Origin of the sequence: Streptomyces sp. NPDC004266 (assembly GCF_042874095.1) — a bacterium.
Classification (GTDB): domain Bacteria; phylum Actinomycetota; class Actinomycetes; order Streptomycetales; family Streptomycetaceae; genus Streptomyces.
In genome coordinates this window covers 37,825-61,315 of record NZ_JBIAMM010000006.1, presented here as the reverse complement: position 1 = coordinate 61,315, position 23,491 = coordinate 37,825, and the positions used below count along the sequence as shown (strand labels likewise).

Annotated in this window: 22 protein-coding genes and 2 pseudogenes; 10 read left to right on the top strand and 14 right to left on the bottom strand. The window is 72.1% G+C overall.

What is annotated here, in order from left to right:
- Window positions 1–31: 31 nt before the first annotated feature.
- Together ACFYUZ_RS16335 and ACFYUZ_RS16330 are read right to left on the bottom strand one after the other, a co-directional pair.
- Window positions 32–202: a hypothetical protein gene (locus tag ACFYUZ_RS16335; protein WP_389309467.1), complete on the bottom strand. Its 171-nt coding sequence runs from the start codon at window positions 200–202 to the stop codon at window positions 32–34.
- Between the two features lie 20 nt (window positions 203–222).
- Window positions 223–1,290 (bottom strand): biotin/lipoate A/B protein ligase family protein, encoded by a 1,068-nt coding sequence (locus tag ACFYUZ_RS16330; RefSeq protein ID WP_389309464.1) that lies wholly within the window; start codon window positions 1,288–1,290, stop codon window positions 223–225.
- Window positions 1,291–1,404: 114 nt separating this feature from the next.
- On the opposite strand from ACFYUZ_RS16330, the gene ACFYUZ_RS16325 reads away from it, so the two are divergent.
- The 6 genes and pseudogenes from ACFYUZ_RS16325 (at window position 1,405) to ACFYUZ_RS16300 (ending at window position 7,403) form a co-directional block, all read left to right on the top strand.
- Window positions 1,405–2,241 (top strand): inositol monophosphatase family protein, encoded by an 837-nt coding sequence (locus ACFYUZ_RS16325; protein WP_389309461.1) that lies wholly within the window; start codon window positions 1,405–1,407, stop codon window positions 2,239–2,241.
- A gap of 81 nt (window positions 2,242–2,322) precedes the next feature.
- Complete coding sequence (locus tag ACFYUZ_RS16320; protein WP_389310282.1) at window positions 2,323–3,726, top strand: phytoene desaturase family protein; 1,404 nt, start codon at window positions 2,323–2,325, stop codon at window positions 3,724–3,726.
- 10 nt (window positions 3,727–3,736) lie between these two features.
- A complete protein-coding gene (locus ACFYUZ_RS16315; protein WP_389309458.1) occupies window positions 3,737–4,357 on the top strand; it encodes an L-threonylcarbamoyladenylate synthase in 621 nt (206 codons plus the stop codon).
- A 113-nt stretch (window positions 4,358–4,470) separates the two neighbouring features.
- Window positions 4,471–5,234 (top strand): annotated as a pseudogene (locus tag ACFYUZ_RS16310) (metallophosphoesterase).
- Between the two features lie 176 nt (window positions 5,235–5,410).
- Window positions 5,411–6,889, top strand: a complete 1,479-nt coding sequence (locus tag ACFYUZ_RS16305; RefSeq protein ID WP_389309455.1) for an AlkA N-terminal domain-containing protein — start codon at window positions 5,411–5,413, stop codon at window positions 6,887–6,889.
- A gap of 13 nt (window positions 6,890–6,902) precedes the next feature.
- Complete coding sequence (locus ACFYUZ_RS16300; RefSeq protein WP_389309453.1) at window positions 6,903–7,403, top strand: methylated-DNA--[protein]-cysteine S-methyltransferase; 501 nt, start codon at window positions 6,903–6,905, stop codon at window positions 7,401–7,403.
- Here the strand turns inward: ACFYUZ_RS16300 and ACFYUZ_RS16295 are convergent.
- Window positions 7,400–8,119 carry an NAD-dependent deacetylase gene (locus ACFYUZ_RS16295; protein WP_389309450.1) on the bottom strand — a complete coding sequence of 240 codons (720 nt, stop codon included), beginning with the start codon at window positions 8,117–8,119 and terminating at the stop codon, window positions 7,400–7,402. The genes ACFYUZ_RS16300 and ACFYUZ_RS16295 overlap by 4 nt on opposite strands.
- A 64-nt stretch (window positions 8,120–8,183) precedes the next feature.
- Here ACFYUZ_RS16295 and ACFYUZ_RS16290 point away from each other — a divergent pair, with 64 nt between their 5' ends.
- Window positions 8,184–8,387 (top strand): type II toxin-antitoxin system VapB family antitoxin, encoded by a 204-nt coding sequence (locus tag ACFYUZ_RS16290; protein WP_093873280.1) that lies wholly within the window; start codon window positions 8,184–8,186, stop codon window positions 8,385–8,387.
- A 153-nt stretch (window positions 8,388–8,540) separates the two neighbouring features.
- On the opposite strand, the gene ACFYUZ_RS16285 is transcribed toward ACFYUZ_RS16290, so the two are convergent.
- Together ACFYUZ_RS16285 and ACFYUZ_RS16280 are read right to left on the bottom strand one after the other, a co-directional pair.
- Complete coding sequence (locus ACFYUZ_RS16285; RefSeq protein ID WP_389309447.1) at window positions 8,541–9,608, bottom strand: ADP-ribosylglycohydrolase family protein; 1,068 nt, start codon at window positions 9,606–9,608, stop codon at window positions 8,541–8,543.
- A 79-nt stretch (window positions 9,609–9,687) separates the two neighbouring features.
- Window positions 9,688–11,361: a BCCT family transporter gene (locus tag ACFYUZ_RS16280; protein ID WP_389309444.1), complete on the bottom strand. Its 1,674-nt coding sequence runs from the start codon at window positions 11,359–11,361 to the stop codon at window positions 9,688–9,690.
- 112 nt (window positions 11,362–11,473) lie between these two features.
- Between ACFYUZ_RS16280 and ACFYUZ_RS16275 the strand changes: the two genes are divergently transcribed.
- Window positions 11,474–12,625, top strand: a complete 1,152-nt coding sequence (locus tag ACFYUZ_RS16275) for a glycerate kinase (RefSeq protein WP_389309442.1) — start codon at window positions 11,474–11,476, stop codon at window positions 12,623–12,625.
- A gap of 65 nt (window positions 12,626–12,690) precedes the next feature.
- Here the strand turns inward: ACFYUZ_RS16275 and ACFYUZ_RS16270 are convergent, their stop codons facing one another.
- Window positions 12,691–13,302 (bottom strand): hypothetical protein, encoded by a 612-nt coding sequence (locus tag ACFYUZ_RS16270; RefSeq protein WP_389309440.1) that lies wholly within the window; start codon window positions 13,300–13,302, stop codon window positions 12,691–12,693.
- Between the two features lie 74 nt (window positions 13,303–13,376).
- Here ACFYUZ_RS16270 and ACFYUZ_RS16265 point away from each other — a divergent pair.
- Together ACFYUZ_RS16265 and ACFYUZ_RS16260 are read left to right on the top strand one after the other, a co-directional pair.
- Window positions 13,377–13,799, top strand: a pseudogene (locus ACFYUZ_RS16265) (GNAT family N-acetyltransferase); the annotation flags it as partial.
- Between the two features lie 45 nt (window positions 13,800–13,844).
- Window positions 13,845–14,381, top strand: coding sequence for a GNAT family N-acetyltransferase (locus ACFYUZ_RS16260; protein WP_389310280.1), 537 nt, complete (start codon window positions 13,845–13,847; stop codon window positions 14,379–14,381).
- A 56-nt stretch (window positions 14,382–14,437) separates the two neighbouring features.
- Here ACFYUZ_RS16260 and pssA read toward each other — a convergent pair whose 3' ends face one another.
- From pssA to ACFYUZ_RS16220, 8 genes are all read right to left on the bottom strand, one after another.
- Window positions 14,438–15,304, bottom strand: coding sequence for a CDP-diacylglycerol--serine O-phosphatidyltransferase (gene pssA, locus ACFYUZ_RS16255; RefSeq protein WP_389310278.1), 867 nt, complete (start codon window positions 15,302–15,304; stop codon window positions 14,438–14,440).
- Complete coding sequence (locus tag ACFYUZ_RS16250) at window positions 15,297–15,953, bottom strand: phosphatidylserine decarboxylase (RefSeq protein ID WP_389310276.1); 657 nt, start codon at window positions 15,951–15,953, stop codon at window positions 15,297–15,299. The genes pssA and ACFYUZ_RS16250 overlap by 8 nt, the downstream gene beginning before the upstream one ends.
- A gap of 169 nt (window positions 15,954–16,122) precedes the next feature.
- Window positions 16,123–17,328, bottom strand: a complete 1,206-nt coding sequence (locus tag ACFYUZ_RS16245; RefSeq protein ID WP_017236794.1) for an acyl-CoA dehydrogenase family protein — start codon at window positions 17,326–17,328, stop codon at window positions 16,123–16,125.
- Window positions 17,329–17,330: 2 nt separating this feature from the next.
- Window positions 17,331–17,843: a MaoC family dehydratase gene (locus tag ACFYUZ_RS16240; RefSeq protein ID WP_015656728.1), complete on the bottom strand. Its 513-nt coding sequence runs from the start codon at window positions 17,841–17,843 to the stop codon at window positions 17,331–17,333.
- A gap of 5 nt (window positions 17,844–17,848) precedes the next feature.
- Window positions 17,849–18,814 carry a CoA ester lyase gene (locus ACFYUZ_RS16235; protein WP_015037486.1) on the bottom strand — a complete coding sequence of 322 codons (966 nt, stop codon included), beginning with the start codon at window positions 18,812–18,814 and terminating at the stop codon, window positions 17,849–17,851.
- Window positions 18,811–20,847, bottom strand: a complete 2,037-nt coding sequence (locus ACFYUZ_RS16230; protein ID WP_389309436.1) for a protein meaA — start codon at window positions 20,845–20,847, stop codon at window positions 18,811–18,813. Before ACFYUZ_RS16230 ends, ACFYUZ_RS16235 begins: the two co-directional genes overlap by 4 nt.
- 10 nt (window positions 20,848–20,857) lie before the next feature.
- Window positions 20,858–22,195 carry a crotonyl-CoA carboxylase/reductase gene (gene ccrA / locus ACFYUZ_RS16225; RefSeq protein WP_389309434.1) on the bottom strand — a complete coding sequence of 446 codons (1,338 nt, stop codon included), beginning with the start codon at window positions 22,193–22,195 and terminating at the stop codon, window positions 20,858–20,860.
- Between the two features lie 416 nt (window positions 22,196–22,611).
- Window positions 22,612–23,451 (bottom strand): TetR family transcriptional regulator, encoded by an 840-nt coding sequence (locus ACFYUZ_RS16220; RefSeq protein WP_389309432.1) that lies wholly within the window; start codon window positions 23,449–23,451, stop codon window positions 22,612–22,614.
- Between the last annotated feature and the right edge of the window lie 40 nt (window positions 23,452–23,491).

The window sequence follows — 23,491 nt, the reverse complement described above, 5'->3', positions numbered from 1 at the left end:
CGGATCCCGGAGTCCGGGCCGTCCAGGGCGGCTACCCGCTCCTCGTACTCCCGGACCGGCCGGTCCGCGCGCAGTGCACCCCGCGGTGGGTGGCGCGCTGCCGGGCGAACAGCGCCGGTGCCGACCCCCGCAGCAGCACCAGTCGGCGCCCGTCGGCGCACTCCATCCGCAGACCGGGCTTCACCGGCCCCTCGACGCGCATCCCGCCACCCTGCGCGGCGGCTACGGCACCCGGGCCGTCCACTCCTGCGTGCCGAACTTCGACTCCGCCAGCTCCTTCGCGCGGGTCAGTTCGTCCTCCGTCAGGTGGCCCTCCGTGAGGCCGTGGCGGTTCCGGAAGGACGCGATCATCCGCTCGATCACCGTCTCGCGCGGCAGCCCCGTCTGGCGCCGCAGCGGGTCCACCCGCTTCTTCGCGCTCTTCGTGCCCTTGTCGGAGAGCTTCTCCCGGCCGATCCTCAGCACCTCGGTCATCTTGTCCGCGTCGATGTCGTACGCCATCGTCACGTGGTGCAGGACCGCGCCCTCGCCCGCCACGAGCCGCTTCTGCGCCGCGCCCGCGATCTTCCCCGCGTCCGTGGCGATGTCGTTGAGCGGCTGGTACCAGGCCCGGATCCCCATGTCGCCGAGCGCGCCGAGCACCCAGTCGTCCAGGTAGGCGTAGCTGTCGGTGAAGGACAGGCCCTGGACGAGGGCGTCGGGGACGGAGAGCGAGTACGTGATCGTGTTGCCCGGCTCGATGAACATCGCCCCGCCGCCGCTGATCCGGCGCACCACCTGGATGCCGTGCCGCTCCGCCGCCTCCGGGTCGACCTCGTTGCGCAGGGACTGGAAGCTGCCGATCACCACCGCCGGGGCGCTCCACTCCCAGACCCGCAGGGTCGGCGGGCGGCGGCCGGCCGCCACCTCGGCCGTCAGGACCTCGTCGAGCGCCATGTGCAGCGCGGGGGACTGCGGGGGCTCGTGGATCAGCTGCCAGTCGTAGTCGGTCCAGTCCGTGGCGTGGGCGAGGGCGCGCCGGACCGCGATCCCGACGCCCTCCGCGGTCAGGCCGAACATCCGCGTGCCCGGAGGGAGCGCCGCGTCGATCCGCGCGGCGAGCCCCGAGGCGTCCGTGTCGGCCGGCGCGCCTTCGAGGGCCCGGTCGATCGCGAGGATCGCCTCGTCCGGTTCGAGGAAGAAGTCGCCCGCGACCCGGACGTTCCGCAGGACGCCGTCCTCGGTGTCGAGGTCGACGACCACCAGCTTTCCGCCGGGGACCTTGTACTCGCCGTGGTAGGCGCCGTGCACGGGAACCCTCCCTGCGTGTAAGGGGTGAACTCGGCCAAAGGGTACTCCCCGGGGGAACGGGGGACGACGAATGCGGCGTACCGGTTGTCAGCGGGCCGTGCTTAGCTGGGGGGCATGATCGAAGACTTCCTTGAGCAGGTCCTCGGCGGCCGTACGGCCGAGGTCGAGGAGGCCGTCCGCAAGGCGGCCGCCGCCGAGATCATGCCGCGTTTCCGGCAGCTCGCCGCCGACGACATCGTCGAGAAGAACGGGCCGCACGACCTGGTCACCGTCGCCGACCGGGCCGCCGAGGCCCATCTCACCGCCTCCCTCACGGCCCTGCTGCCCGGGTCCGTGGTCGTCGGCGAGGAGGCCGTCCACGCCGACCCCGCCGTGTACGGGGCGCTGCGCGGCGACGCCCCCGTCTGGATCGTCGACCCCGTCGACGGCACCCGCCAGTTCGTCCACGGCGACCCCGCCTTCTGCACCCTCGTCGCCCTCGCCCGGCACGGCGAGGTCCTCGCCTCCTGGACCTTCGCGCCGGCCCTGGAGGAGTTCGCCGTCGCCGTGCGCGGACGCGGCGCCACGCTCAACGGGCAGGGGATATGCTCCGGTTCGCCGGCGCCCGGCGAGGTCCTGGAGGTCGCCACCTCGCACCCCGACTACACCACCCCGGACCAGAAGCGGGCCCTGCTCGGCCTGACCGTCGAGGGCGTCCGGCCCCGCCCCTGCGGCTCGGCCGGTCTGGAGTACCTCGCCGTGGCGCGCGGCGAGCTGGCCGGGACCGCGTTCTCCTGGGAGTACGCCTGGGACCACGCCGCCGGCCTCCTGCTGGTCGCCGAGGCGGGCGGCGCGAGCACGACGATCGCGGGGGAGCCGTTCCGCATCGCCGGGGGCAACGCGCTGCCGTTCACGACGGCCCGGGACGCGGCGACCGCCGAGCGGATCCGGACGCTCCTCGGGGGCGTGTGAGGCGCGTTCTCCCACCCGCCTATCCTGGGGGTCCTGGCCATCGGCTGACGAAGGAGTCCGAAGGTGACGAACGAGACGTCGATGCTCGATGCCGTCGTCGTGGGGGCGGGGCCCAACGGACTGACGGCCGCCGTCGAACTGGCCCGGCGCGGCCTGTCCGTGGCCGTCTTCGAGGCCAGGTCCACCGTCGGCGGCGGCGCCAGGACCGAGGAGCTCACCCTCCCCGGCTTCCGCCACGACCCGTGCTCCGCCGTGCACCCGCTCGGCGCGGGCTCGCCCGTCTTCAAGACGATGCCGCTCGACCGGTACGGCCTGGAGTGGCTCCACGCCGAACTGCCCATGGCCCACCCCTGGGACGACGGCACCGCCGCCGTCCTCGCCCGCTCCGTCGCCGAGACCGCCGCCTCCTTCGGGCCGCGCGACGCCGGGACGTACCGCCGGCTCGTCGCCCCCTTCCTCGGCAAGTGGGACACGCTGGCGAGCGACTTCATGCAGCTGCCGCTCACCGCGCTGCCCCGCGATCCGGTCACCCTCGCCCGCTTCGGCCTCGCCGGACTCCCGCCGTCCACCTGGCTGATGCGGAGGTTCGAGGACGAGAAGGCCCGCGCGCTGTTCGCCGGGCTCGTCGGTCACGTCATCGCCCCGCTCGGCGGCTTCGCCACCGGCGCCGTGGGCCTGGTCTTCGCGCTCGCCGCGCACGCGGGCGGCTGGCCGCTGCCCCGGGGCGGCTCGCAGTCGATCTCCGACGCCCTCGCCGCGTACCTCAAGGACCTGGGCGGCGCCGTCCACACCGACTTCGAGGTCAAGCGGCTCGACGACCTGCCGCCGGCCCGCGCCTACGTCTTCGACACCTCGCCCACCGCCCTGGCCCGGATCGCCGGCTTCGGCGGGCACTACGACCACTACAAGTACGGCGCCGCCGCCTTCAAGATCGACTACGCGCTCGACGGGCCCGTGCCCTGGACCGCCGAGGAGGCCCGCCGGGCCGGCACCGTCCAGATCGGCCCCACCGCCGGGGAGATCGGCACCGCCCTGCGCGAGGCCTCCTCGGGCACCGCCCCCGACGCCCCCTTCCTCATCACCGCCCAGCCGAGCCTCGTCGACCCCTCCCGCGCCCCCGAGGGCAAGCACGTCTTCTGGGCGTACGGCCACGTGCCCAACGGCTGGCGCGGCGACCTCACCGAGGCGATCGAGCGTCAGATCGAGCGCTTCGCACCCGGCTTCCGCGACCGCGTCCTGGCCCGCGCCACCGCCGGCCCGCCCGAACTCGCCGAGCGCAACGCCAACTACATCGGCGGCGACATCGCCTGCGGCGCCGCCCGCGGCCTCCAGCTCCTGCTGCGCCCCACGCTGTCCCTCCGCCCCTACGCGACCCCGCACCCGGCGGTCTTCCTCTGCTCCTCCGCGACCCCGCCCGGCCCCGGCGTGCACGGCATGTCCGGGCACAACGCGGCGAAGGCCGTATGGCGGAGCCTTCGAAAATAGACTGGTCCCCATGGCCAAGTACTTCGACGTGCACCCCGACAACCCCCAGCCCCGCACCATCGGCGCGGTGGCCGACTCCATCCGGAACGGGGCGCTCGTCGCGTACCCGACCGACTCCTGCTACGCGCTGGGCACCCGGATCGGCAGCCGCGACGGCATCAGCCGGATCCGCGCCATCCGCGACCTCGACGACCGGCACCACTTCACGCTGATGTGCGCGAACTTCGCCCAGCTGGGCCAGCTCGTGCACATCGACAACGACGTCTTCCGCGCGGTCAAGGCGTCCACCCCCGGCGCGTACACCTTCATCCTGCCGGGCACCAAGGAGGTGCCCCGTCAGCTGCTCCACCCCAAGAAGAAGACGGTCGGCGTCCGCATCCCCGACCACGTCGTCACCCAGGCCCTCCTCGCCGAACTCGGCGAGCCGCTGCTCTCCAGCACCCTGCTCCTGCCCGACGAGGCCGAACCCCTCACGCAGGGGTGGGAGATCAAGGAGCGGCTCGACCACCAGGTGGACGCGGTGCTCGACTCCGGCGAATGCGGCACCGAACCCACCACCGTCGTCGACTTCTCCAGCGGCGAGCCCGAGATCGTCCGCCGTGGAGCGGGGGACACCACCCGGTTCGAGTAGACGGCCCGAAAAGCGGTCCACGGGTCCCGAAGCGGCCCTTCCCGGCCCGGTCGTGATCATCGTACGGTCGCGCGTGAACGTCCGTTCACACACGTCCACGGAGGTCCGACCGCATGATCGTCATCGCCCACGTCAGCGACGTCCACCTCGACGGCGAGCAGCGCAGCGCGGACCGGACCCGCGCCGTCCTGCGCCACCTGGAGGAGCTGCCGTACGACCTGGCGGCCGTCCTCGTCACCGGTGACATCGCCGACCACGCGACCCCGGAGGAGTACGCGGTGGCACGGGAGCTGCTGACCTCCCGTCATCCGCTGCTCGTCTGCCCCGGCAACCACGACGACCGTGCCGCCTTCCGCAAGGGCCTCCTCCCGGAGGAGACGGCGGTGCGCCCCCACGCCCCCGTCAACCAGGTGCTCCGGGGCGAGGGTTTCGTCATCGCCCTCTGCGACTCCTCGGTGCCCGGCGAGGACCGGGGCTTCCTGGAGGACGAGACGATCGAATGGCTCGACGGCGTCCTCGCCGGCACCCCGCGCGAGGTGCCCGTCCTGGTCGCCTTCCACCACCCGCCCGTCCCGCTGCACACCCCGTACGTGGACGGGATCCGGCAGTTCGGCGAGGAGCGGCTCGCCGCGCTCGCCGACCGCCACCCCACCTGACGGCCTTCCTCGCGGGCCACGCCCACACGGCGGCCGCCACGACCTTCGCCGGGCGTCCGCTGCTCGTCGCGCCCGGCGTCGTCTCCGCCATCCGGCTGCCCTGGGAGAACCCGGGCCCCGAGAACCCGCACGTCCACCTCGACCTGCCGCCCGCCCTCGCCTTCCACGTCCTCGGCGAGGACGGCCGACTGACCACCCACTACCGGACGGTCACGGTCTGAGGCACCGGCACCGGCACCGGGACCGGGACCGGGACCGGGACCGGGGCAGGGGCAGGGGCAGGGGCCGGGACGGAGGCGGGGACCGAGACAGGGGCGGGGAGGGGGAGCGGGACGGGGCGGACGTCCATGTCGTTTTCTCGCCAGCCCGCGAGCCGTCCGTCCCCGATCCTGGAACCATGCACACCGACACCGAGCGCTGCGTGCGGGCCGTCCAGTCCAAGGAGGCGCGCTTCGACGGCGTGTTCTTCACCGCCGTCCGCACCACCCGGATCTACTGCCGGCCCAGCTGCCCGGCCGTGCCGCCCAAGCCCGAGAACATGGAGTTCCACCCGAGCGCCGCCTCCTGCCAGCGCGCCGGCTACCGGGCCTGCAAGCGGTGCCGGCCCGACACCAGCCCCGGCTCGCCCCAGTGGAACGTCCGGGCCGACGCCGTCGCCCGTGCCGTGCGCCTCATCCAGGACGGCGTCGTCGACCGCGAGGGCGTCCCCGGACTCGCCCGGCGGCTCGGCTGGTCCACCCGCCAGATCGAACGCCAGCTCCTCGCCGAACTGGGCGCCGGACCGCTCGCCCTGGCCCGCGCCCAGCGCGCCCAGACCGCCCGGCTGCTCATCGAGACCACCTCGATGGCCTTCGGGGAGATCGCCTTCGCGGCCGGCTTCTCCTCCATCCGCACCTTCAACGACACCGTCCGCGAGGTCTTCGCCCTCACCCCCGGCGAGCTCCGCGCCCGCGCGGCCCGCCGGTCGCCGGTCCGGGCGACCGCCACCCCCGGCGTCATCGGCCTCCGGCTGCCGTTCCGCGCCCCCCTCGAACCCTCCAACCTCTTCGGCCACCTCGCCGCGACCGCCGTCCCCGGCGTGGAGGAGTGGCGCGACGGCGCCTACCGGCGGACGCTGAGCCTCCCGTACGGCCACGGCATCGTCGCCCTCGCCCCCCGCGCCGACCACATCGCCTGCCGCCTCTTCCTCACCGACCCGCGCGGCCTCACCCACGCGATCAGCCGCTGCCGCCGGCTCCTCGACCTCGACGCCGACCCCGTCGCCGTCGACGAGCGGCTCCGCACCGACCCGCTGCTCGCCCCGCTCGTCGACAAGGCACCCGGCCGCCGTGTCCCCGGCACCGTCGACCCCGCCGAGTTCGCCGTACGGGCCGTCCTCGGGCAGCAGGTGTCCACCGCCGCCGCCCGCACCCACGCCGCCCGCCTGGTCACCGCGCACGGCGTCCCGATCGAGGATCCCGAGGGCGGACTGACCCACCTCTTCCCGGACCCCGAGGCGCTCGCCGCCCTCGACCCCGAGAGCCTCGCCCTGCCGCGCAGCCGCCGCACCACCCTCCTCACCCTCGTCCGGGCCCTCGCCGACGGCTCGCTCCCGCTCGGCCCCGCCGACGACCGCGAGGAGGCCCGCGCCCGGCTGCTCGCCCTCCCGGGCTTCGGACCCTGGACCACCGAGATCATCGCCATGCGGGCCCTCGGCGACCCCGACGCCTTCCTCCCCGGCGACCTCGGCGTCCGCCGCGCGGCCGAGGGGCTCGGCCTGCCCGGCACCCCCGCCGCGCTCACCGCCCGCGCCGCGCACTGGCGTCCCTGGCGCGCCTACGCCGTCCAGTACCTCTGGGCGACCGACGACCACCCGATCAACCACCTGCCCGCGTAAAGGAATCCACCCCGTGCCCGCCATCCGACACACCGTCGTGGACAGCCCGTACGAGCCGCTGACGCTCGTCGCCGTCGACGGCGTCCTCAGCCGCGTCCACATGACCGGCCAGCGCCACCGCCCGCCCGAGGAGACCTTCGGCGAGCCCGACCCGCGGCCCTTCGGCGAGGCGATCCGCCAGCTCGACGCCTACTTCGCGGGCGAACTCACCGAGTTCGACCTGCCGTTGAATCTGATCGGCACCCCGTTCCAGCTGCGGGTCTGGGAACAGCTGCTCCGCATCCCGTACGGGGAGACCCGGACGTACGGCGAACTCGCCGAGGAGCTCGGCAGTCCCGGCGCCTCCCGGGCCGTGGGCCTCGCCAACGGCAAGAACCCCGTCAGCATCATCGTCCCCTGCCACCGGGTGATCGGGGCGGGCGGCGGTCTCACCGGCTACGGCGGCGGCCTGGACCGCAAGCAGCGGCTGCTCGCCTTCGAGTCGGGTACGGCGGCTCCCGACGCCCTGTTCTAGGCGAGCCGGCCGAGCAGCGCGGGCAGCGCCGTGCCGATCGGCTCGCGCACGACCTCGTCGGCGACGGGATCGTACGGGGTGGGCTCGGCGTTCACGATGATCAGCCGGGCGCCGTGCTCGGCCGCGATCCCCGCGAGGGAGGCCGCCGGATTCACCTGGAGACTGCTGCCGACCACGACGAACACCTCGGTGGCCTTGGCGATCGACATGGCCGTGCCGAGCACCACCGGATCGAGCCGCTGCCCGAACATCACCGTCGCGGCCTTCAGGATCCCGCCGCACGCCCGGCACGCCGGGTCGTCCTCACCGGCCCGCACCCGGTCGAGCGCCTCCGTCATCGACGACCGCGCGTGGCAGGCCGTGCACACCACCGACCGCGCCGAGCCGTGGAGTTCGAGGACCTTCCGTTCGGACACCCCGGCCGCCTGGTGCAGCCCGTCCACGTTCTGCGTGATCACCCGCAGCGCGTTGCCGCTCGTCCGCTCGTACGCGGCGATCGCGCGGTGCGCCACGTTCGGCTCGGCGTCCAGGACCGGGCCTTCGAGCCGCATCCGCCACGAGCGGCGGCGGATCTCCGGATCGGCCATGTACGGCCCGTACGTCACGAGCCGCTCGGCCTCGGGGTCCTGCCGCCACACGCCGTTCGGCCCCCGGTAGTCGGGGATGCCCGAGTCCGTGGAGACACCGGCGCCGGTGAAGATCGCGACCATCGTCATGCGTCGACCCTAGGCACCACAGAACCGCTCACGCGAGCGGGTTTCCCGGTGTTAGGTTCCGGCCATGGCCAAGGTGAACATCGGTCTCGACGCCGAACTCGTCGTGGAAGTCATGGTCCTCGCCGGCATCGGCAACCCCCAGGACGCCGTCGAGGCGGTGGTCCGGGACTACATCGCCCGCGGCCACCGCACCGAGGCGCGGGCGGTCAGCCGGGACGAGCCGCAGCGCACCGGCGAGATCGTCCCGCCGGAACCCCCGCAGGGCTGAGGATGCCGGAGACCTCCGACCGGCGCGCCCGCCTGCTCCTGGGCGGGTGCTTCCGGGTCCTCGTGGGCGGCCTCGTCCTGGTCGTCGGCGCTCTGCTGCTCCTCGCGGCCGCCCTGTCGTCCCTCGAACGGCCCGCGGACCCCAAGCCTCCCCTCACCCCGTCCGCCCGGCCAACCGCAGCGTCCGCTCCGCCAGTTCGCTGATGCGGACCCCGTCGAAGCCGAAGACGGCGCTGCGCACCCGGTCCCGCAGGGGCTCCGACCACTGCGGCGGGATCGCGGCCGCGCCGCAGCGGACCCCGGCCACCGAACCCGCCGTCGCCCCGTTGGAGTCGGTGTCCAGGCCGCCGCGGACGGTCAGCGCGATCGTCCGGGTGAAGTCCCCTTCCCCGTACAGGAGTCCGGCCGTCAGGACGGCCGCGTTCGGGACGGTGTGGATCCAGCCGAGGCCCGCCGTCCGCTCCGCGAGCTCGGTGAGCGCCTCCGACCAGCCGAGCCCCGCCTCGTGCAGCGCGACCGTGCCCCGTACGGTCCGGGCGAGCCGGCTGCTCGCCGGGACCCGCTCCAGACTCGTCTCCAGGGCCGACCGCACGTCCGGCGCGGTGAAGGCCGCCGCGATCAGCGCCGCCGCCCACATCGCCCCGTACACGCCGTTCCCGGTGTGCGAGAGGACCGCGTCCCGACGGGCCAGCGAGGCGGCCCGGTGCGGGTCGCCCGGACAGGTCCAGCCGTACACGTCGGCCCGGATCAGCGCCCCGATCCACTCCTGGTACGGATTGTCGTACGTGGCGGTCAGCGGCGGCCGCAGACCGTCGGCGAGGTTCCGGTAGGCGACCCGCTCCGCCGTGAACGTCTGCAGGTACGGCAGCCGCAGCAGCCACTCCCGGCCGACCTGCTCGGTGGTGAACGCGAAGCCGTACGTCTCCAGGAGGTGCAGCCCCAGGACCGACCAGTCGACGTCGTCGTCCCGGCAGCTGCCGTCGATCCCGCCCCGCACGCACCGCTCCCACTCGGGCCGCAGCTCGAAGCCCTCCGCCCCGGGCGGCGGGGGAGGGAGGTAGTCCGTCAGCGGGAGCGCCCCGGTCAGCCGCAGATACGCGTCGATGCGCTCCCGGGTCCAGTGGTCCCCCCGCTCCACGGGCTTGCCGAGCATGTTCCCGGCGATCCGGCCCGTCCAGCCGCCCAGGATCCGGTCCCCGAGCTCCCCGTCCGTGAACCCCATACCTCCGGTGTACCGAACCCGGCGGCCGGGCGCGCGCCGGAGCCCGGCCCCGGCCCGGCGGCGGCTCCGCTCCGGTGCCTCAGACCTCGCCGTCGGGGGGCTCCGCGCCGGTGCCGGTCTTCGCCGCCTCCCGGGGCCGGTCGTGGCGGGGGACGCCGGCCCGTTCGGTCATGGCCTCCCCGACCAGGGTCCGCACCGCGTCCCGCAGCCCGTGCAGGGCCTGGTGCCGGGCCGGACCGGCACCAGGGTCCGCCCGCAGCTCCTTCAGGAGCGCGAAGCACAGCACCAGCATCACGACCACGAACGGCAGCGCCACCAGGATCGTCGCCGTCTGCAGCGAGTTCAGACCGCCCGCCACCAGCAGCACCGCCGCCACGGCGGCCATCAGGACGCCCCAGGTCACCACGAGCCAGGTCGGCGGATGGAGCGAGCCGCGGCTCGTCAGCGAACCCATCACCAGCGAGGCCGAGTCCGCGCTCGTGATGAAGTACGTCATCACCAGGAGCATCGCGACGACCGACGTCACCGTCCCGATCGGCAGCGCCTCCAGCATCGCGAACAGCGAGGCCTCCGCGCCGTCCTTCACCGCCGTCGCCAGGTCCGCCGCGCCCGTCGACTCCAGCCGGATCGCGGTCCCGCCCATCACGCAGAACCACACCACCGTCGCCCCCGACGGCACCAGCAGCACCCCCACCAGGAACTCCCGGATCGTCCGGCCGCGCGAGATCCGGGCGATGAAGGTGCCGACGAACGGAGCCCAGGACAGCCACCACGCCCAGTAGAAGATCGTCCACGTCCCCAGCCAGTCGCGGTCGGTGAACGCGCCCGTGCGGCTCGCCATCGGCAGCAGCTGGTGCAGATAGCCGCCGACGGAGGCGGGAATGGTGTCCAGGACGTAGACCGTCGGACCGAGCAGGAAGACGAAGAGCATCAGACAGGCCGCGAGGACGATGTTCAGCGTGGACAGCCACTTCACGCCCTTGTGGAGACCGGAGAACGCCGACAGCACGAACGCCGCCGACAGCGCCACGATGACGATCAGCTGCGTCGCCGTCGAGTTCTCCACGCCCATCGTCAGGTTCAGCCCCTCGGCGACCTGGAGGGCGCCGAGCCCCAGACTCGTCGCGGTGCCGAACACCGTCGCGAACACCGCGAGGAGGTCGATCGCCCTGCCCGGCCAGGAATCCGCCCGGCGCGCCCCCATCAGCGGCACGAAGGCGGAGCTCAGCCGGTTCCCCCGCCCCTTGCGGAAGCCCGCGTACGCCAGCGCGAGCCCCGCGATCCCGTAGATCGCCCACGGGGTCAGCGTCCAGTGGAAGAACGAGTACTCCATCGCCGTGAGGGCCGCCGCCCCGGTCCCCGCGGAGGCGCCGCTCGCCGGGGGAGGGTTCAGGAAATGCGTCAGCGGCTCCCCGACCCCGTAGAACATCAGGCCGATGCCCATGCCGGCGCTGAACATCATCGCGATCCACGCCAGGTTCGTGAACTCCGGCTCCGAGTCGTCCGCGCCCAGCCTGATCCGCCCGAAGCGGCTCAGCGCGATCACCACGCACAGGACCAGGAAGGCGTCCGCCGCGACCACGAAGAGCCAGGCGAAGTTCGACAGCACCCACTTCAGGGCGGCGGAGGACGCGCCGTCGAACGAGTCCCCGCCCAGCGCCGCCCAGCACACGACCGCGACCACGGCCGTGACCCCGATCCCGATGACCTTGCCGTCGGGCCTGCCGTCAGGAACGATCTTTTCCGAGCTCATGCGACCCCACTATGGTGCGGAATATCGCCTTATCAGGGGGTGGCACGCCGTCTGGCCGTACGGATAGGGTCTGCCTCGGCGCGACTGCACGTTCGAAAGCAAGGGATGCAAGGTGACGGACGGGGCAGCAACTCAGGTCGCTCACGTGCTCGTGGCGGCCGACAAGTTCAAGGGCTCGCTCACGGCCGTGCAGGTCGCGGAGCGGGTCACAGCAGGACTGCGACGGGTCGTCCCGGAGCTCACGGTGGAGACGCTCCCCGTGGCGGACGGCGGCGACGGCACCGTCGCGGCGGCCGTCGCGGCCGGCTTCGAGCGGCGCGAGGTCCGCGTGACGGGCCCGCTCGGCGAGCCGGTCACCGCGGCGTTCGCGCTGCGCGGCACCACCGCGGTCGTCGAGATGGCGGAGGCCTCGGGCCTCCAGCTGCTCCCGCCCGGCGTGTTCGCCCCCCTCACGGCGACCACGTACGGCTCCGGAGAGCTGCTCCGCGCCGCGCTGGACGCGGGCGCGACCACCCTCGTCTTCGGCGTCGGCGGCAGCGCCACCACCGACGGCGGCGCCGGCATGCTCGCCGCGCTCGGCGCCCGGTTCCTCGACGCGGCCGGCGAGCCCGTCGGCCCCGGTGGCGCACCCCTCGCCGACCTCGCCACGGCCGACCTCAGCGGCCTCGACCCCCGCTTCGCCTCGGTCGACCTGATCCTCGCGAGCGACGTCGACAACCCGCTCACCGGGCCCAAGGGCGCCCCCGCCGTCTACGGACCGCAGAAGGGCGCGACCCCGGACGACGTCCGCACCCTCGACGCGGCCCTCGCCCACTTCGCCACCGTCCTGGAGAAGGCCGTCGGCCCCCGGGCCGCCGAGGCCGCCGTCGCGCCCGGCGCGGGCGGCGCGGGCGGCATCGGATACGGCGCGCTGATCCTCGGAGCGAGCTTCCGGCCCGGCATCGAGCTGATGCTGGAGGTCCTCGGCTTCGCCCCCGCCCTGGAGCGCGCCACCCTCGTCGTCACCGGCGAGGGCTCCCTCGACGAGCAGACCCTCCACGGCAAGGCCCCGGCCGGGGTCGCCGCCGCGGCCCGCGCCGCGGGCAAGGAGGTCGTCGCGGTCTGCGGGCGCCTCGCCCTGCCGGCCGAGGCCCTGGGCACCGCCGGGATCCGCCGCGCGTACCCCCTGACGGATCTGGAGCCGGACACGGCGAAGTGCATCGCGAACGCGGGGCCGCTCCTTGAGGACGTGGCCGCGAACATCGCACGGGACTTCCTCGCCTAGGAACCGGTCGTCGAGCCCCGTGCGGGGGCCCGGCCGCCCCGGGGCGGCCGGGCCCCCGCACGGGGTCAGGTCACGGAGATCTCCCGCTCCGGCTTCCCGGTGCGCGGGTCGAGCCGCACGGTCATCTCCTCGCGGCCCGCGGCCGTGACCACCAGGGTGTCGGGTCCCGACCAGGCCACCGCGAGCAGCGCGGTGGCGTCGCCGTCGAAGAATCCGACGTCCCAGTGGTGCGCGCCGAGCCCTGACCCGTCCACGACCGAGACCCGCCAGAGCGGGTCGATCACGGCCGAGCCCTCCTCCACCACCAGGTACCGGTCCGCGCCGCCGGGCGCCCCCGCGCGGTGGACCTCCTCCCAGACGCCGCCGAGCATCGGGAAGACGACCAGACGGAAGGCCACGGCACCCACGGCCGCCGCCCCGCACGCCGTGAGCAGCCCCGCCCGGAGCCCCGCCCGCTCCGTCAGCAGCAGGGCCGCTCCGCCCAGCAGCAGGGCCGCCACGAGGAAGCTCGGCCAGCGGTACGTGAAGGCGGTGGTCAGGACCAGCAGCCCCGACCGCTCGGCGAGCACGGGCCCCACCAGGCACCCGATCCCCGCCGCCGCCCCGCCGGCCGCCAGCCCCCGCCCGAGCACGCGCCGCCACGGGCGCTCCGTCCGTATGTCTCCGGTGATCGTCACGGGCCCATCCTGGCAGTCCCGCCCACGGAGAAGATCGTCATCTCCCGGAAACACGGTGATGTGAAGCTCGGCCCATGACTGCCGCACACATCGAGGAGAACCGCTCCCACCCCCGCCTCCCCGCCCTGCTCGGCGCCTACCACCTGGTCAACCAGGCCGAGAAGGGGACGGCCGTGGAGTCGGTCGCCGAGCTCCCGGCCGTATACCGTGCCGAGGCCGAGGACCCCGCCGCCGCGTTCGCCGCCGACACCGTCCTGCTCGCCACCCCGCCCGGCGCCGACGAGCCGGCCGGCTGCGTCGTCCTCAAGGCCCCCCGGGAGGGCCGCGTGCCCGAGGTCAAGCGGCTCTGGGTCGCGCCCGAGGCCCGCGGGAAGGGGATCGCGAAGGCGCTCATGGCCGAGGCCCTGCGCCGGGCGGAGGGCGCCGGAGCCCCCGCCGTACGCCTCACGGTCTGGAACTGGCGGGAGGAGCCGCTCGCCCTCTACCGGAGCCTCGGCTTCGGGCCCGTCGCCTCCTGGGACGACCGTCCCGACCTCCTCTGCCTGGAGCGGCGGCTCGATCTCGTCGAGCGCCTCGATCCCGACGCCGTACGGGCCCATGCCCCGGCCGGGCTCGCCGCGCTCCTCGTCGACGCCGTCGACGGCGGGGCGTCCGTGGGTTTCCTGGCGCCCCTGGACGCCGCCGAGGCGGCCTCCTGGTGGTCCGGGGTCGCCGAGGAGGCCGCGAGGGGCGTGCGGGACGTCTGGGCGGCCCGCACCCCCGACGGGCGGCTGACGGGCGTCGTCACCCTCGTCCGCGCCGGCACGGACAACGGCCGGCACCGCGGCGAGATCGCCCGGCTCCTCGTCCACAGCTCGGCCCGCGGCCGGGGGCTCGGGCAGCGACTCCTCGCCGCCGCCGAGGCCCACGCCGCCGCCACCGGCCTCCGGCTGCTCGTCCTGGACACCCAGACCGGCAGCCCGGCCGAGCGCCTCTACCGGGGCGCGGGCTGGACCGCGGCCGGAACGATCCCGGACTTCGCCGCCGACCCCGCCGGCGCCCTCCGCCCCACCACGCTCTACTACAAGCGCCTCGGCTAGGGCATGCGAAAGGGCCCGGGAGGCGGTCGCCTCCCGGGCCCTTCGTACGCCGTCCGCTACGGCAGCTGTGCCGCCCGCGCCTCCCGGCTCTCGCGCCGGTTGTCGCGGAAGGTGTTCACTCGGCGGGCCGTCGCGAAGAGGGGGATCACGGCGCCCAGCACGACCTGGAGCGCGCAGCCGGTCTGGAGCAGGATCTGTCCGCCCGGCGCGTCGAACGCCCACGCGGCCAGCATCGCCATCGCTCCGACGATCCAGCTGAGCATCGCCACCGCGAGGGCACCCCGCGGCTTCGGGTACTCCACCCGGCTCACCATCAGCCACGCCGTGCCGATGATCGCGAGCAGGGTCGGGATGAACGGCAGCTCCAGGAGGATGATCGACACGACCGTCAGCGCGCCGAAGGGGCTCGGCATGCCCTGGAACATGCCGTCCTTCATCGTCACGCACGAGAATCTCGCGAGCCTCAGCACCACGGCCAGCAGCACCACGATCGCGGCCACGGCCGAGACCTTCTGCTGCGCGTCGTCCGCGACCATTCCGTACACGAGCACGAAGTAGGCCGGGGCCAGACCGAAGCTGATCAGGTCGGACAGGTTGTCGAGCTCGGCGCCCATCGGCGAGCTGCGGAGCTTGCGCGCCACGATGCCGTCGAAGAGGTCGAAGATCGCCGCGGCCAGCATCAGGATCACGGCGGTGGCGGCGCTGTTGCGCGCCATGCCGGTCTCGCTGCTGCCCGTGAGGTGCGGGATGAGGATGCCCGTGGTGGTGAAGTACACCGCCATGAAGCCGCACGTGGCGTTACCGAGCGTGAGGGCGTCCGCTATGGACAGCCTCAGCGACAGCGGCATCTCCTCGGCCTCTTCGGCCGCCTCCGCCTCGGCGTCGGCGACCCAGTCGGCGGCCCGTGTGTCGGGATCAATCACGGTCAATGCGAGTCACCCCCGCGGTGGTGACCTGGCCGACCTCGACCGCGACCTCGACGCCCTCGGGGAGGTAGATGTCGACGCGCGAGCCGAATCGGATCAGACCGATGCGGTCACCCTGCTCGACCTTCGTCCCCTGCGGGATGTACGGCACGATCCGTCGGGCGACGGCGCCCGCGATCTGCACCATCTCGATGTCGCCGAGCTCGGTGTCGAAGTGCCAGACAACGCGCTCGTTGTTCTCGCTCTCCTTGTTGAACGCCGGAACGAACCCGCCGGGGACGTGCTCCACGGACGTCACCGTGCCGGCCAGCGGCGCGCGGTTGACGTGGACGTTCAGCGGGCTCATGAAGATGGCGACCCGGGTCCGTCCGTCCTTCCACGGCATGATGCTCTGCACCACACCGTCGGCGGGGGAGATGACCCGGCCCTGAGCGATCTCACGCTCGGGGTCGCGGAAGAACCACAGCATGCCGGCCGCGAGAGCGGTGGTCGGCACGGCGATGGCCGCGGCGCGCCTCGACTTGCGGGAGCGCGCGAGGCTGAGTGCCGCGGTGGCGACGGTCGGCAGAAGCCACGGCGATGCTCCGCGAGCGATGCGCGTGCCCTTGAGGCTGTCGCGATGTGCAGAGGTTCGACTGTCGGGCATGGATGACCTTCGTAGCGGATGATGCCGCACTGGCAACGGGGGACGGCGGCTTTCCGGCGATGCTATCGGTTGCGGGGCGCAACTGGGCAAGCCAGGAACCGAGTCGACGGCCGGAAGACGAACACAGGGTGTGATCTTCTTCGCGGCCGAACCGACTCAAAAGCGACAATCAACCCTGGAATCGGTACTCCTCGAGCAGCCGACGACCAATGATCATTTTCTGGATCTCGGCGGTACCTTCACCGATGAGCAGCATCGGAGCTTCCCGGTAGAGACGCTCGATCTCGTACTCCTTCGAGAACCCGTATCCACCGTGGATGCGGAAGGCGTCCTCGACGACCTCCTTGCAGTATTCGGAGGCGAGGTACTTCGCCATCCCTGCTTCGAGGTCGTTTCGTTCCCCGGAGTCCTTTTTGCGTGCTGCGTTCACCATCATGGCATGGGCGGCCTCGACCTTGGTAGCCATCTCGGCCAGCTTGAACTGAATCGCCTGGTGCTGGGCGATCGCCTTGCCGAAAGTGTGACGTTGCTGGGCATACGAGACACCCAGTTCGAAAGCACGCTGCGCGACGCCGCAACCACGGGCCGCCACGTTCACGCGGCCGACCTCGACGCCGTCCATCATTTGGTAAAACCCTCGGCCGGTGACCCCGCCGAGTACACGATTGGCCGGAATGCGCAGTCCGTCCATGATGAGTTCGGTCGTGTCGACGCCCTTGTAACCCATCTTGTCGATCTTGCCGGGGATCGTGAGGCCGGGGCGGACCTCTCCGAAGCCGGGCTCCTTCTCGACGAGGAAGGTCGTCATCGACTTGTGGGGGGCCGTGCCCTCCGGGTGTCCTTCGTCACTTCGGACGAGAACGGCCACCAGCGTTGACGTGCCGCCGTTCGTCAGCCACATCTTCTGGCCGTTGAGGACGTACTCGTCGCCGTCCTTGACCGCCTTCGAGGTGATCGCCGACACGTCCGAGCCGAGGCCCGGCTCCGACATCGAGAAGGCGCCGCGCGTCTCGCCGGCCGCCATCCGCGGAAGGAAGTACTCCTTCTGCTCCTGGGTGCCGTGCTGCTTGAGCATGTACGCCACGATGAAGTGGGTGTTGATGATGCCGGAGACCGACATCCAGCCGCGGGCGATCTCCTCCACGCACAGCGCGTAGGTGAGCAGCGACTCGCCCAGGCCCCCGTACTCCTCGGGGATCATCAGGCCGAAGACGCCGAGCTCCTTGAGCCCGTCGACGATCTGCTGCGGGTACTCGTCGCGGTGCTCCAGCTCCGTCGCGACCGGGATGATCTCCTTGTCGACGAAGTCCCGGACGGTGGCGAGGATCTCCTGCTGGACATCGGTCAGACCGTGGGTCTGGGCGAGTCGCGCCATGACTACTTCCCCTGTTCCTTGAGCTCGGGGCGGCCGGGCTGCTCGCCGCCGCGCTCCTTGATGTACGTCTCGGTGGGGACCATCACCTTGCGGCGGAAGACGCACACGAGGGTGCCGTCCTGCTTGTAGCCCTTGGTCTCGACGTAGACGATGCCGCGGTCGTTCTTCGACTTCGACGGGGTCTTGTCGAGGACCGTCGTCTCGCCGTAGATCGTGTCGCCGTGGAAGGTCGGCGCCACGTGCCGCAGCGACTCGATCTCCAGGTTGGCGATCGCCTTGCCGGAGACGTCCGGCACGGACATGCCGAGCAGCAGCGAGTAGATGTAGTTGCCGACGACGACGTTCTTGCCGAAATCCGTCGTGTTCTCGGCGTAGTTCACATCCATGTGCAGCGGATGGTGGTTCATCGTCAGCAGACAGAAGAGGTGGTCGTCGTACTCGGTGACCGTCTTTCCGGGCCAGTGCTTGTAGACGGCACCGACTTCGAACTCTTCATAGGTGCGGCCGAACTGCATCGCTCTCAGGCCTCCGGGATCTCGAACTTGCTGGTGCGCTGCATGCCGGCGGCGCGGCCCTTGCCGGAGATGACCAGGGCCATCTTGCGGGAGGCCTCGTCGATCATCTCGTCGCCGAGCATCGCGGAGCCCTTCTTCCCGCCGGCCTCGGACGTGTAGTAGTCGTACGCGTCGAGGATCAGCTCGGCGTGGTCGTAGTCCTCCTGCGAGGGCGAGAAGATCTCGTTCGCGGCGGCGACCTGGTCCGGGTGCAGCACCCACTTGCCGTCGAAGCCCAGGGCGGCGGCGCGCTGCGCGACCGCCTTGTAGCCCTCCTGGTTGCGGATCTGCAGGTAGGGGCCGTCGATCGCCTGGAGGTTGTTGGCGCGGGCCGCCATCAGGATGCTCATCAGGATGTGGTGGTACGCGTCCGCCGGGTAGCCGGGCGGCTGCTCGCCGACGACGAGGGACTTCATGTTGATGGACGCCATGAAGTCGGCCGGGCCGAAGATGATCGTCTCGACGCGCTGGGAGGCCTGCGCGATCGCGTTGACGTTGGTCAGGCCCTGCGCGTTCTCGATCTGCGCCTCGATGCCGATCTTGCCGACCTCGAAGCCCATGGTCTTCTCGATCTGCGTGAGCAGCAGGTCGAGGGCGACGATCTGCTGGGCGTCCTGGACCTTCGGCAGCATGATGCAGTCGAGGTTCTGGCCGGCGCCCTCGACGACCGTGACGACGTCACGGTAGGTCCAGTGGGTCGTCCAGTCGTTGACGCGGACCACGCGGGTCTTGCCGGTCCAGTCGCCCTCGTTCAGGAACTTCACGATGGTGTGCCGGGCCTCGGGCTTGGCCAGCGGGGCGCACGCGTCCTCCAGGTCGAGGAAGACCTGGTCGGCGGCGAGGCCCTGGGCCTTCTCGAGGAAGCGCGGGTTGGAGCCGGGGACCGCCAGGCAGGAGCGGCGGGGGCGGAGCCGGTTCACAGGGCTGGTCATGCGAGGACCTCCGTACTTTCCAGGGGGCTGAGCTTGTTCGCTTGCCGGATCTCGTCGACGATACGGCCGATGATCTCCGTGATGCCGAAGTCCTTCGGTGTGAAGACGGCGGCGACACCCGCGCGCTTCAGTTCTGCGGCGTCGGCGTTCGGGATGATGCCGCCGACGATGACCGGGATGTCCGTCGCGCCCGCCTCGCGGAGGCGGTCGAGGACGTCGGGGACCAGCGCGGAGTGCGAGCCGGAGAGGATCGACAGGCCCACGCAGTGCACGTCCTCCGCCAGGGCGGCGTCGACGATCTGCTCGGGCGTCAGCCGGATGCCCTGGTAGACCACCTCGAAACCGGCGTCACGCGCGCGTACGGCGATCTGCTCGGCCCCGTTGGAGTGCCCGTCCAGGCCCGGCTTGCCGACGAGCAGCCGCAGCCGCCCGCAGTTCAGGTCCTCGGCGGTCCTGGTCACCTTCTCGCGGACCAGGGCGAGCGGCGTGCCCGCCTCGGCCGTCACGGCGATCGGGGCGGAGGAGACGCCGGTCGGGGCGCGGAACTCGCCGAACACCTCGCGCAGGGCCCCGGCCCACTCGCCGGTGGTGACCCCGGCGCGGGCGCACTCCAGGGTGGCCTCCATGAGGTTCTCGGTGCCCTTGGCGGCCTCCTTGAGGCGCTCCAGGGCCTTGCAGGGCCGCGGGTGGTTGAACGGCGGCTGGTAGCGGTTGTCGCGCCAGGTCCTCATCGAGTCGACGACCCGGGCCTCGACCGCCGGGTCCACCGTCATGATCGCGGTGTCCAGGTCGGCGGTGAGGGGGTTCTCCTCGGTCGACTGGAAGATGTTGACGCCGACGATCTTGTCCTCGCCGGCCTCGATCCGGGCGCGCCGCTCGGCGTGCGAGGAGACCAGCTGCGACTTGAGGTAGCCGGACTCGACGGCGGCCATCGCGCCGCCCATCTCCTGGATCCGGTCGATCTCGGCCAGGCACTCCTCGACGAGGGCGTCCACCTTGGCCTCGATCACGTGCGAGCCGGCGAAGATGTCGTCGTACTCCAGCAGGTCGGACTCGTGGGCGAGCACCTGCTGGATGCGGAGCGACCACTGCTGGTCCCAGGGCCGGGGGAGGCCGAGGGCCTCGTTCCAGGCCGGGAGCTGCACGGCACGCGCGCGGGCGTCCTTGGAGAGGGTGACGGCCAGCATCTCCAGGACGATCCGCTGGACGTTGTTCTCCGGCTGCGCCTCGGTCAGGCCGAGGGAGTTGACCTGGACGCCGTAGCGGAACCGGCGCTGCTTGGCGTTCTCGATGCCGTACCGCTCCAGCGTGATCTTGTCCCAGATGCGGCCGAAGGCGCGCATCTTGCACATCTCCTCGATGAAGCGGACGCCCGCGTTCACGAAGAAGGAGATGCGGGCGACGACCTCGCCGAAGCGGTCCTCGGGGACCTGACCGGAGTCGCGGACCGAGTCGAGGACCGCGATCGCGGTCGCCATCGCGTACGAGATCTCCTGGACCGGCGTGGCCCCGGCCTCCTGCAGGTGGTAGCTGCAGATGTTGATCGGGTTCCACTTCGGGATGTGGTTGACCGTGTACGCGATCATGTCCGTCGTGAGGCGGAGCGAGGGGCCGGGCGGGAAGACGTGCGTCCCGCGCGACAGGTACTCCTTCACGATGTCGTTCTGGGTGGTGCCCTGGAGCCGGGTGATGTCCGCACCCTGCTCCTCGGCGGCCACCTGGTAGAGCGCCAGCAGCCACATGGCGGTGGCGTTGATGGTCATCGAGGTGTTCATCTGCTCCAGGGGGATGTCCTGGAACAGCCGGCGCATGTCACCGAGGTGCGAGACGGGGACGCCGACCCGGCCGACCTCGCCGCGGGCGAGGACGTGGTCGGGGTCGTACCCGGTCTGCGTCGGCAGGTCGAACGCGACCGAGAGGCCGGTCTGACCCTTGGCGAGGTTGCGCCGGTACAGCTCGTTGGACGCCTCGGCGGTCGAGTGACCGGCGTACGTCCGCATGAGCCACGGCCGGTCCTTCTGGCGCTCAGTCATCTTCGGGACCTCAGATGTTCCGGAAGCGGTTGATGGCGTCGATGTGCTGGGCCCGGAGCTCGGGGTTGCTGACGCCCAGGCCCTCCTGCGGGGCGAGGGCGAGGACGCCGACCTTGCCCTGGTGCAGGTTGCGGTGGACGTCGTACGCGGCCTGGCCGGTCTCCTCCAGGGAGTAGACCTTCGACAGCGTCGGGTGGATCTTGCCCTTGGCGATCAGGCGGTTGGCCTCCCAGGCCTCGCGGTAGTTCGCGAAGTGCGAGCCGATGATCCGCTTCAGCGACATCCACAGGTAGCGGTTGTCGTACTGGTGCATGTAGCCCGAGGTCGAGGCGCAGGTGGTGATGGTGCCGCCCTTGCGGGTGACGTACACGGAGGCGCCGAAGGTCTCGCGGCCCGGGTGCTCGAAGACGATGTCGATGTCCTCGCCGCCGGTCAGCTCGCGGATCTTGGAGCCGAAGCGCTTCCACTCGCGCGGGTCCTGGGTGTTCTCGTCCTTCCAGAACCTGTAGCCCTCGGCGTTGCGGTCGATGACCGCCTCGGCGCCCATGGACCGGCAGATGTCGGCCTTCTCGGGGGAGGAGACGACACAGATCGGGTTGGCGCCGCCGGCCAGGGCGAACTGCGTGGCGTACGAGCCGAGTCCGCCGCTCGCGCCCCAGATGAGGACGTTGTCGCCCTGCTTCATGCCGGCGCCGTTGTTGGAGACCAGCTGGCGGTAGGCGGTGGAGTTGACGAGGCCGGGGGCCGCCGCCTCCTCCCAGCTGAGGTGGCCGGGCTTCGGCATCAGCTGGTTCGACTTGACGAGGGCGATCTCGGCGAGGCCGCCGAAGTTGGTCTCGAAGCCCCAGATGCGCTGCTCGGGGTCGAGCATCGTGTCGTTGTGGCCGTCCGAGGACTCCAGCTCGACCGAGAGGCAGTGCGCGACGACCTCGTCGCCGGGCTTCCAGGAGTTGACGCCCGGGCCGGTGCGCAGGACGACGCCCGCGAGGTCGGAGCCGATGACGTGGTACGGCAGGTCGTGGCGCTTGGTGAGCTCGGAGAGCCGGCCGTAGCGCTCCAGGAAGCCGAAGGTCGAGACCGGCTCGAAGATCGAGGTCCAGACCGAGTTGTAGTTGACGGAGCTCGCCATGACGGCCACGAGGGCCTCGCCCGGGCCGAGCTCGGGGAGCGCCACGTCGTCGAGGTGGAGCGACTTGCGCGGGTCCTTGTCGCGGCTCTCGACGCCGGCGAACATCTCCGCCTCGTCCTTGTGGACGGTGACGGCCCGGTACGACTCGGGGAGCTTGATGTTCGCGAAGTCGGCGGACGTGGAGTCCGGGGACTGGATCGCGTCCAGGATTTCCTTCACGGGTTGCCTCCGGCGGTGAGCGTCCTGAGGGAGGGACGCCTGGGGGTTACGGCGGGAAGTACTGCTGCTGTGGAGGTGTGCCGTCGGTTCGGCGCGGTGGTGCGGTGGCGGCGCTGTGTGGTGGAGCGCGAGGGTGCCTGTGACGCAGGCGTCCGGGCGCACCCGCCGTCGACGGGTGGGGACAGCCGGCGCGCGAGGTGTGATCTCTCCGCGCCGGCCGCCCGGACAACATCAACGTATGGCACGCCGTGTCACCTGACAAGGCACTGCGTGCCAACAATTTCACTCAGATGCAATCTGCCCGTCACGGATGAGCGATGATCGATCGAAATGGCCCGTGAGCTGCGGGAACATCACGGGAACGCCGAGAGGGCCGCCCCCGGAATCCGGGGACGGCCCTCTCGGCGGAGCGGGGCTCAGGGCTTGGCGAGCGCCTGCTGGATGGTGCGCATGACCTCGTCGAGCGGGGCGTCCGTGCGGGCCACGGCGACCACCACGTCGCCCGTCGTGGACGCCGTCGCGGCCGGTGCCTCCGGGGCCGGCTCGGCCGGCGCGGCGGTGGTGCTCCCGGCGGCCGCCGGACGGGCCCCTATGCCCGAGCCGAAGGTCTCCCGGACGATCGCGAAGGCGTGGTCGAGCTGGGCCTCCACGTCGCCCTCGCCGCCCGCCCGCAGCCAGCGGCGCAGCACGTGGTTGTGCGCCGTGACGACCGCCGACGCGGCCACCTCGGCGAGCAGCGGGTCGTCGTTGCCGTCGTGGTGGTCCCGCTCGTCGAAGTGCCCGAGGAGATAGCGGGTGAAGAGGCGCTCGTAGCGGGCCACCGAGGCGATCTCCCGCTCCCGCAGGGTCGGCACCTCACGGGTGAGCCGGTAGCGCTCCACGGAGACCGCGGGGGACCCCGCGTACATCTTCATGACTTCCTTGATGCCCCGGCACACCGTGTCGAGCGGGTGCTCGTGCGGCGGCGCGGCGTTCAGCACCGCCTCCGCCCGCACCAGCGTGTCGTCGTGATCGGGGAAGATCGCCTCTTCCTTGGAGCGGAAGTGCCGGAAGAACGTCCGCCGCGCGACCCCGGCCGTGGCCGCGATCTCGTCGACGGTGGTCGCCTCGTACCCCTTGGTCGCGAAGAGCTCCATGGCGGCGGCGGCGAGCTCCCGGCGCATCTTGAGCCGCTGCGCGGCGGCACGGGTGCCCGCCGCGCTCTCCGGAGCGTCGGACGGGGAGGTGGCACGGGGTGTCTTCGCGGCCTTGGGCATGGTCCGAACGTACTGCATCGGAGTGGGAGTGTGCCCAGGT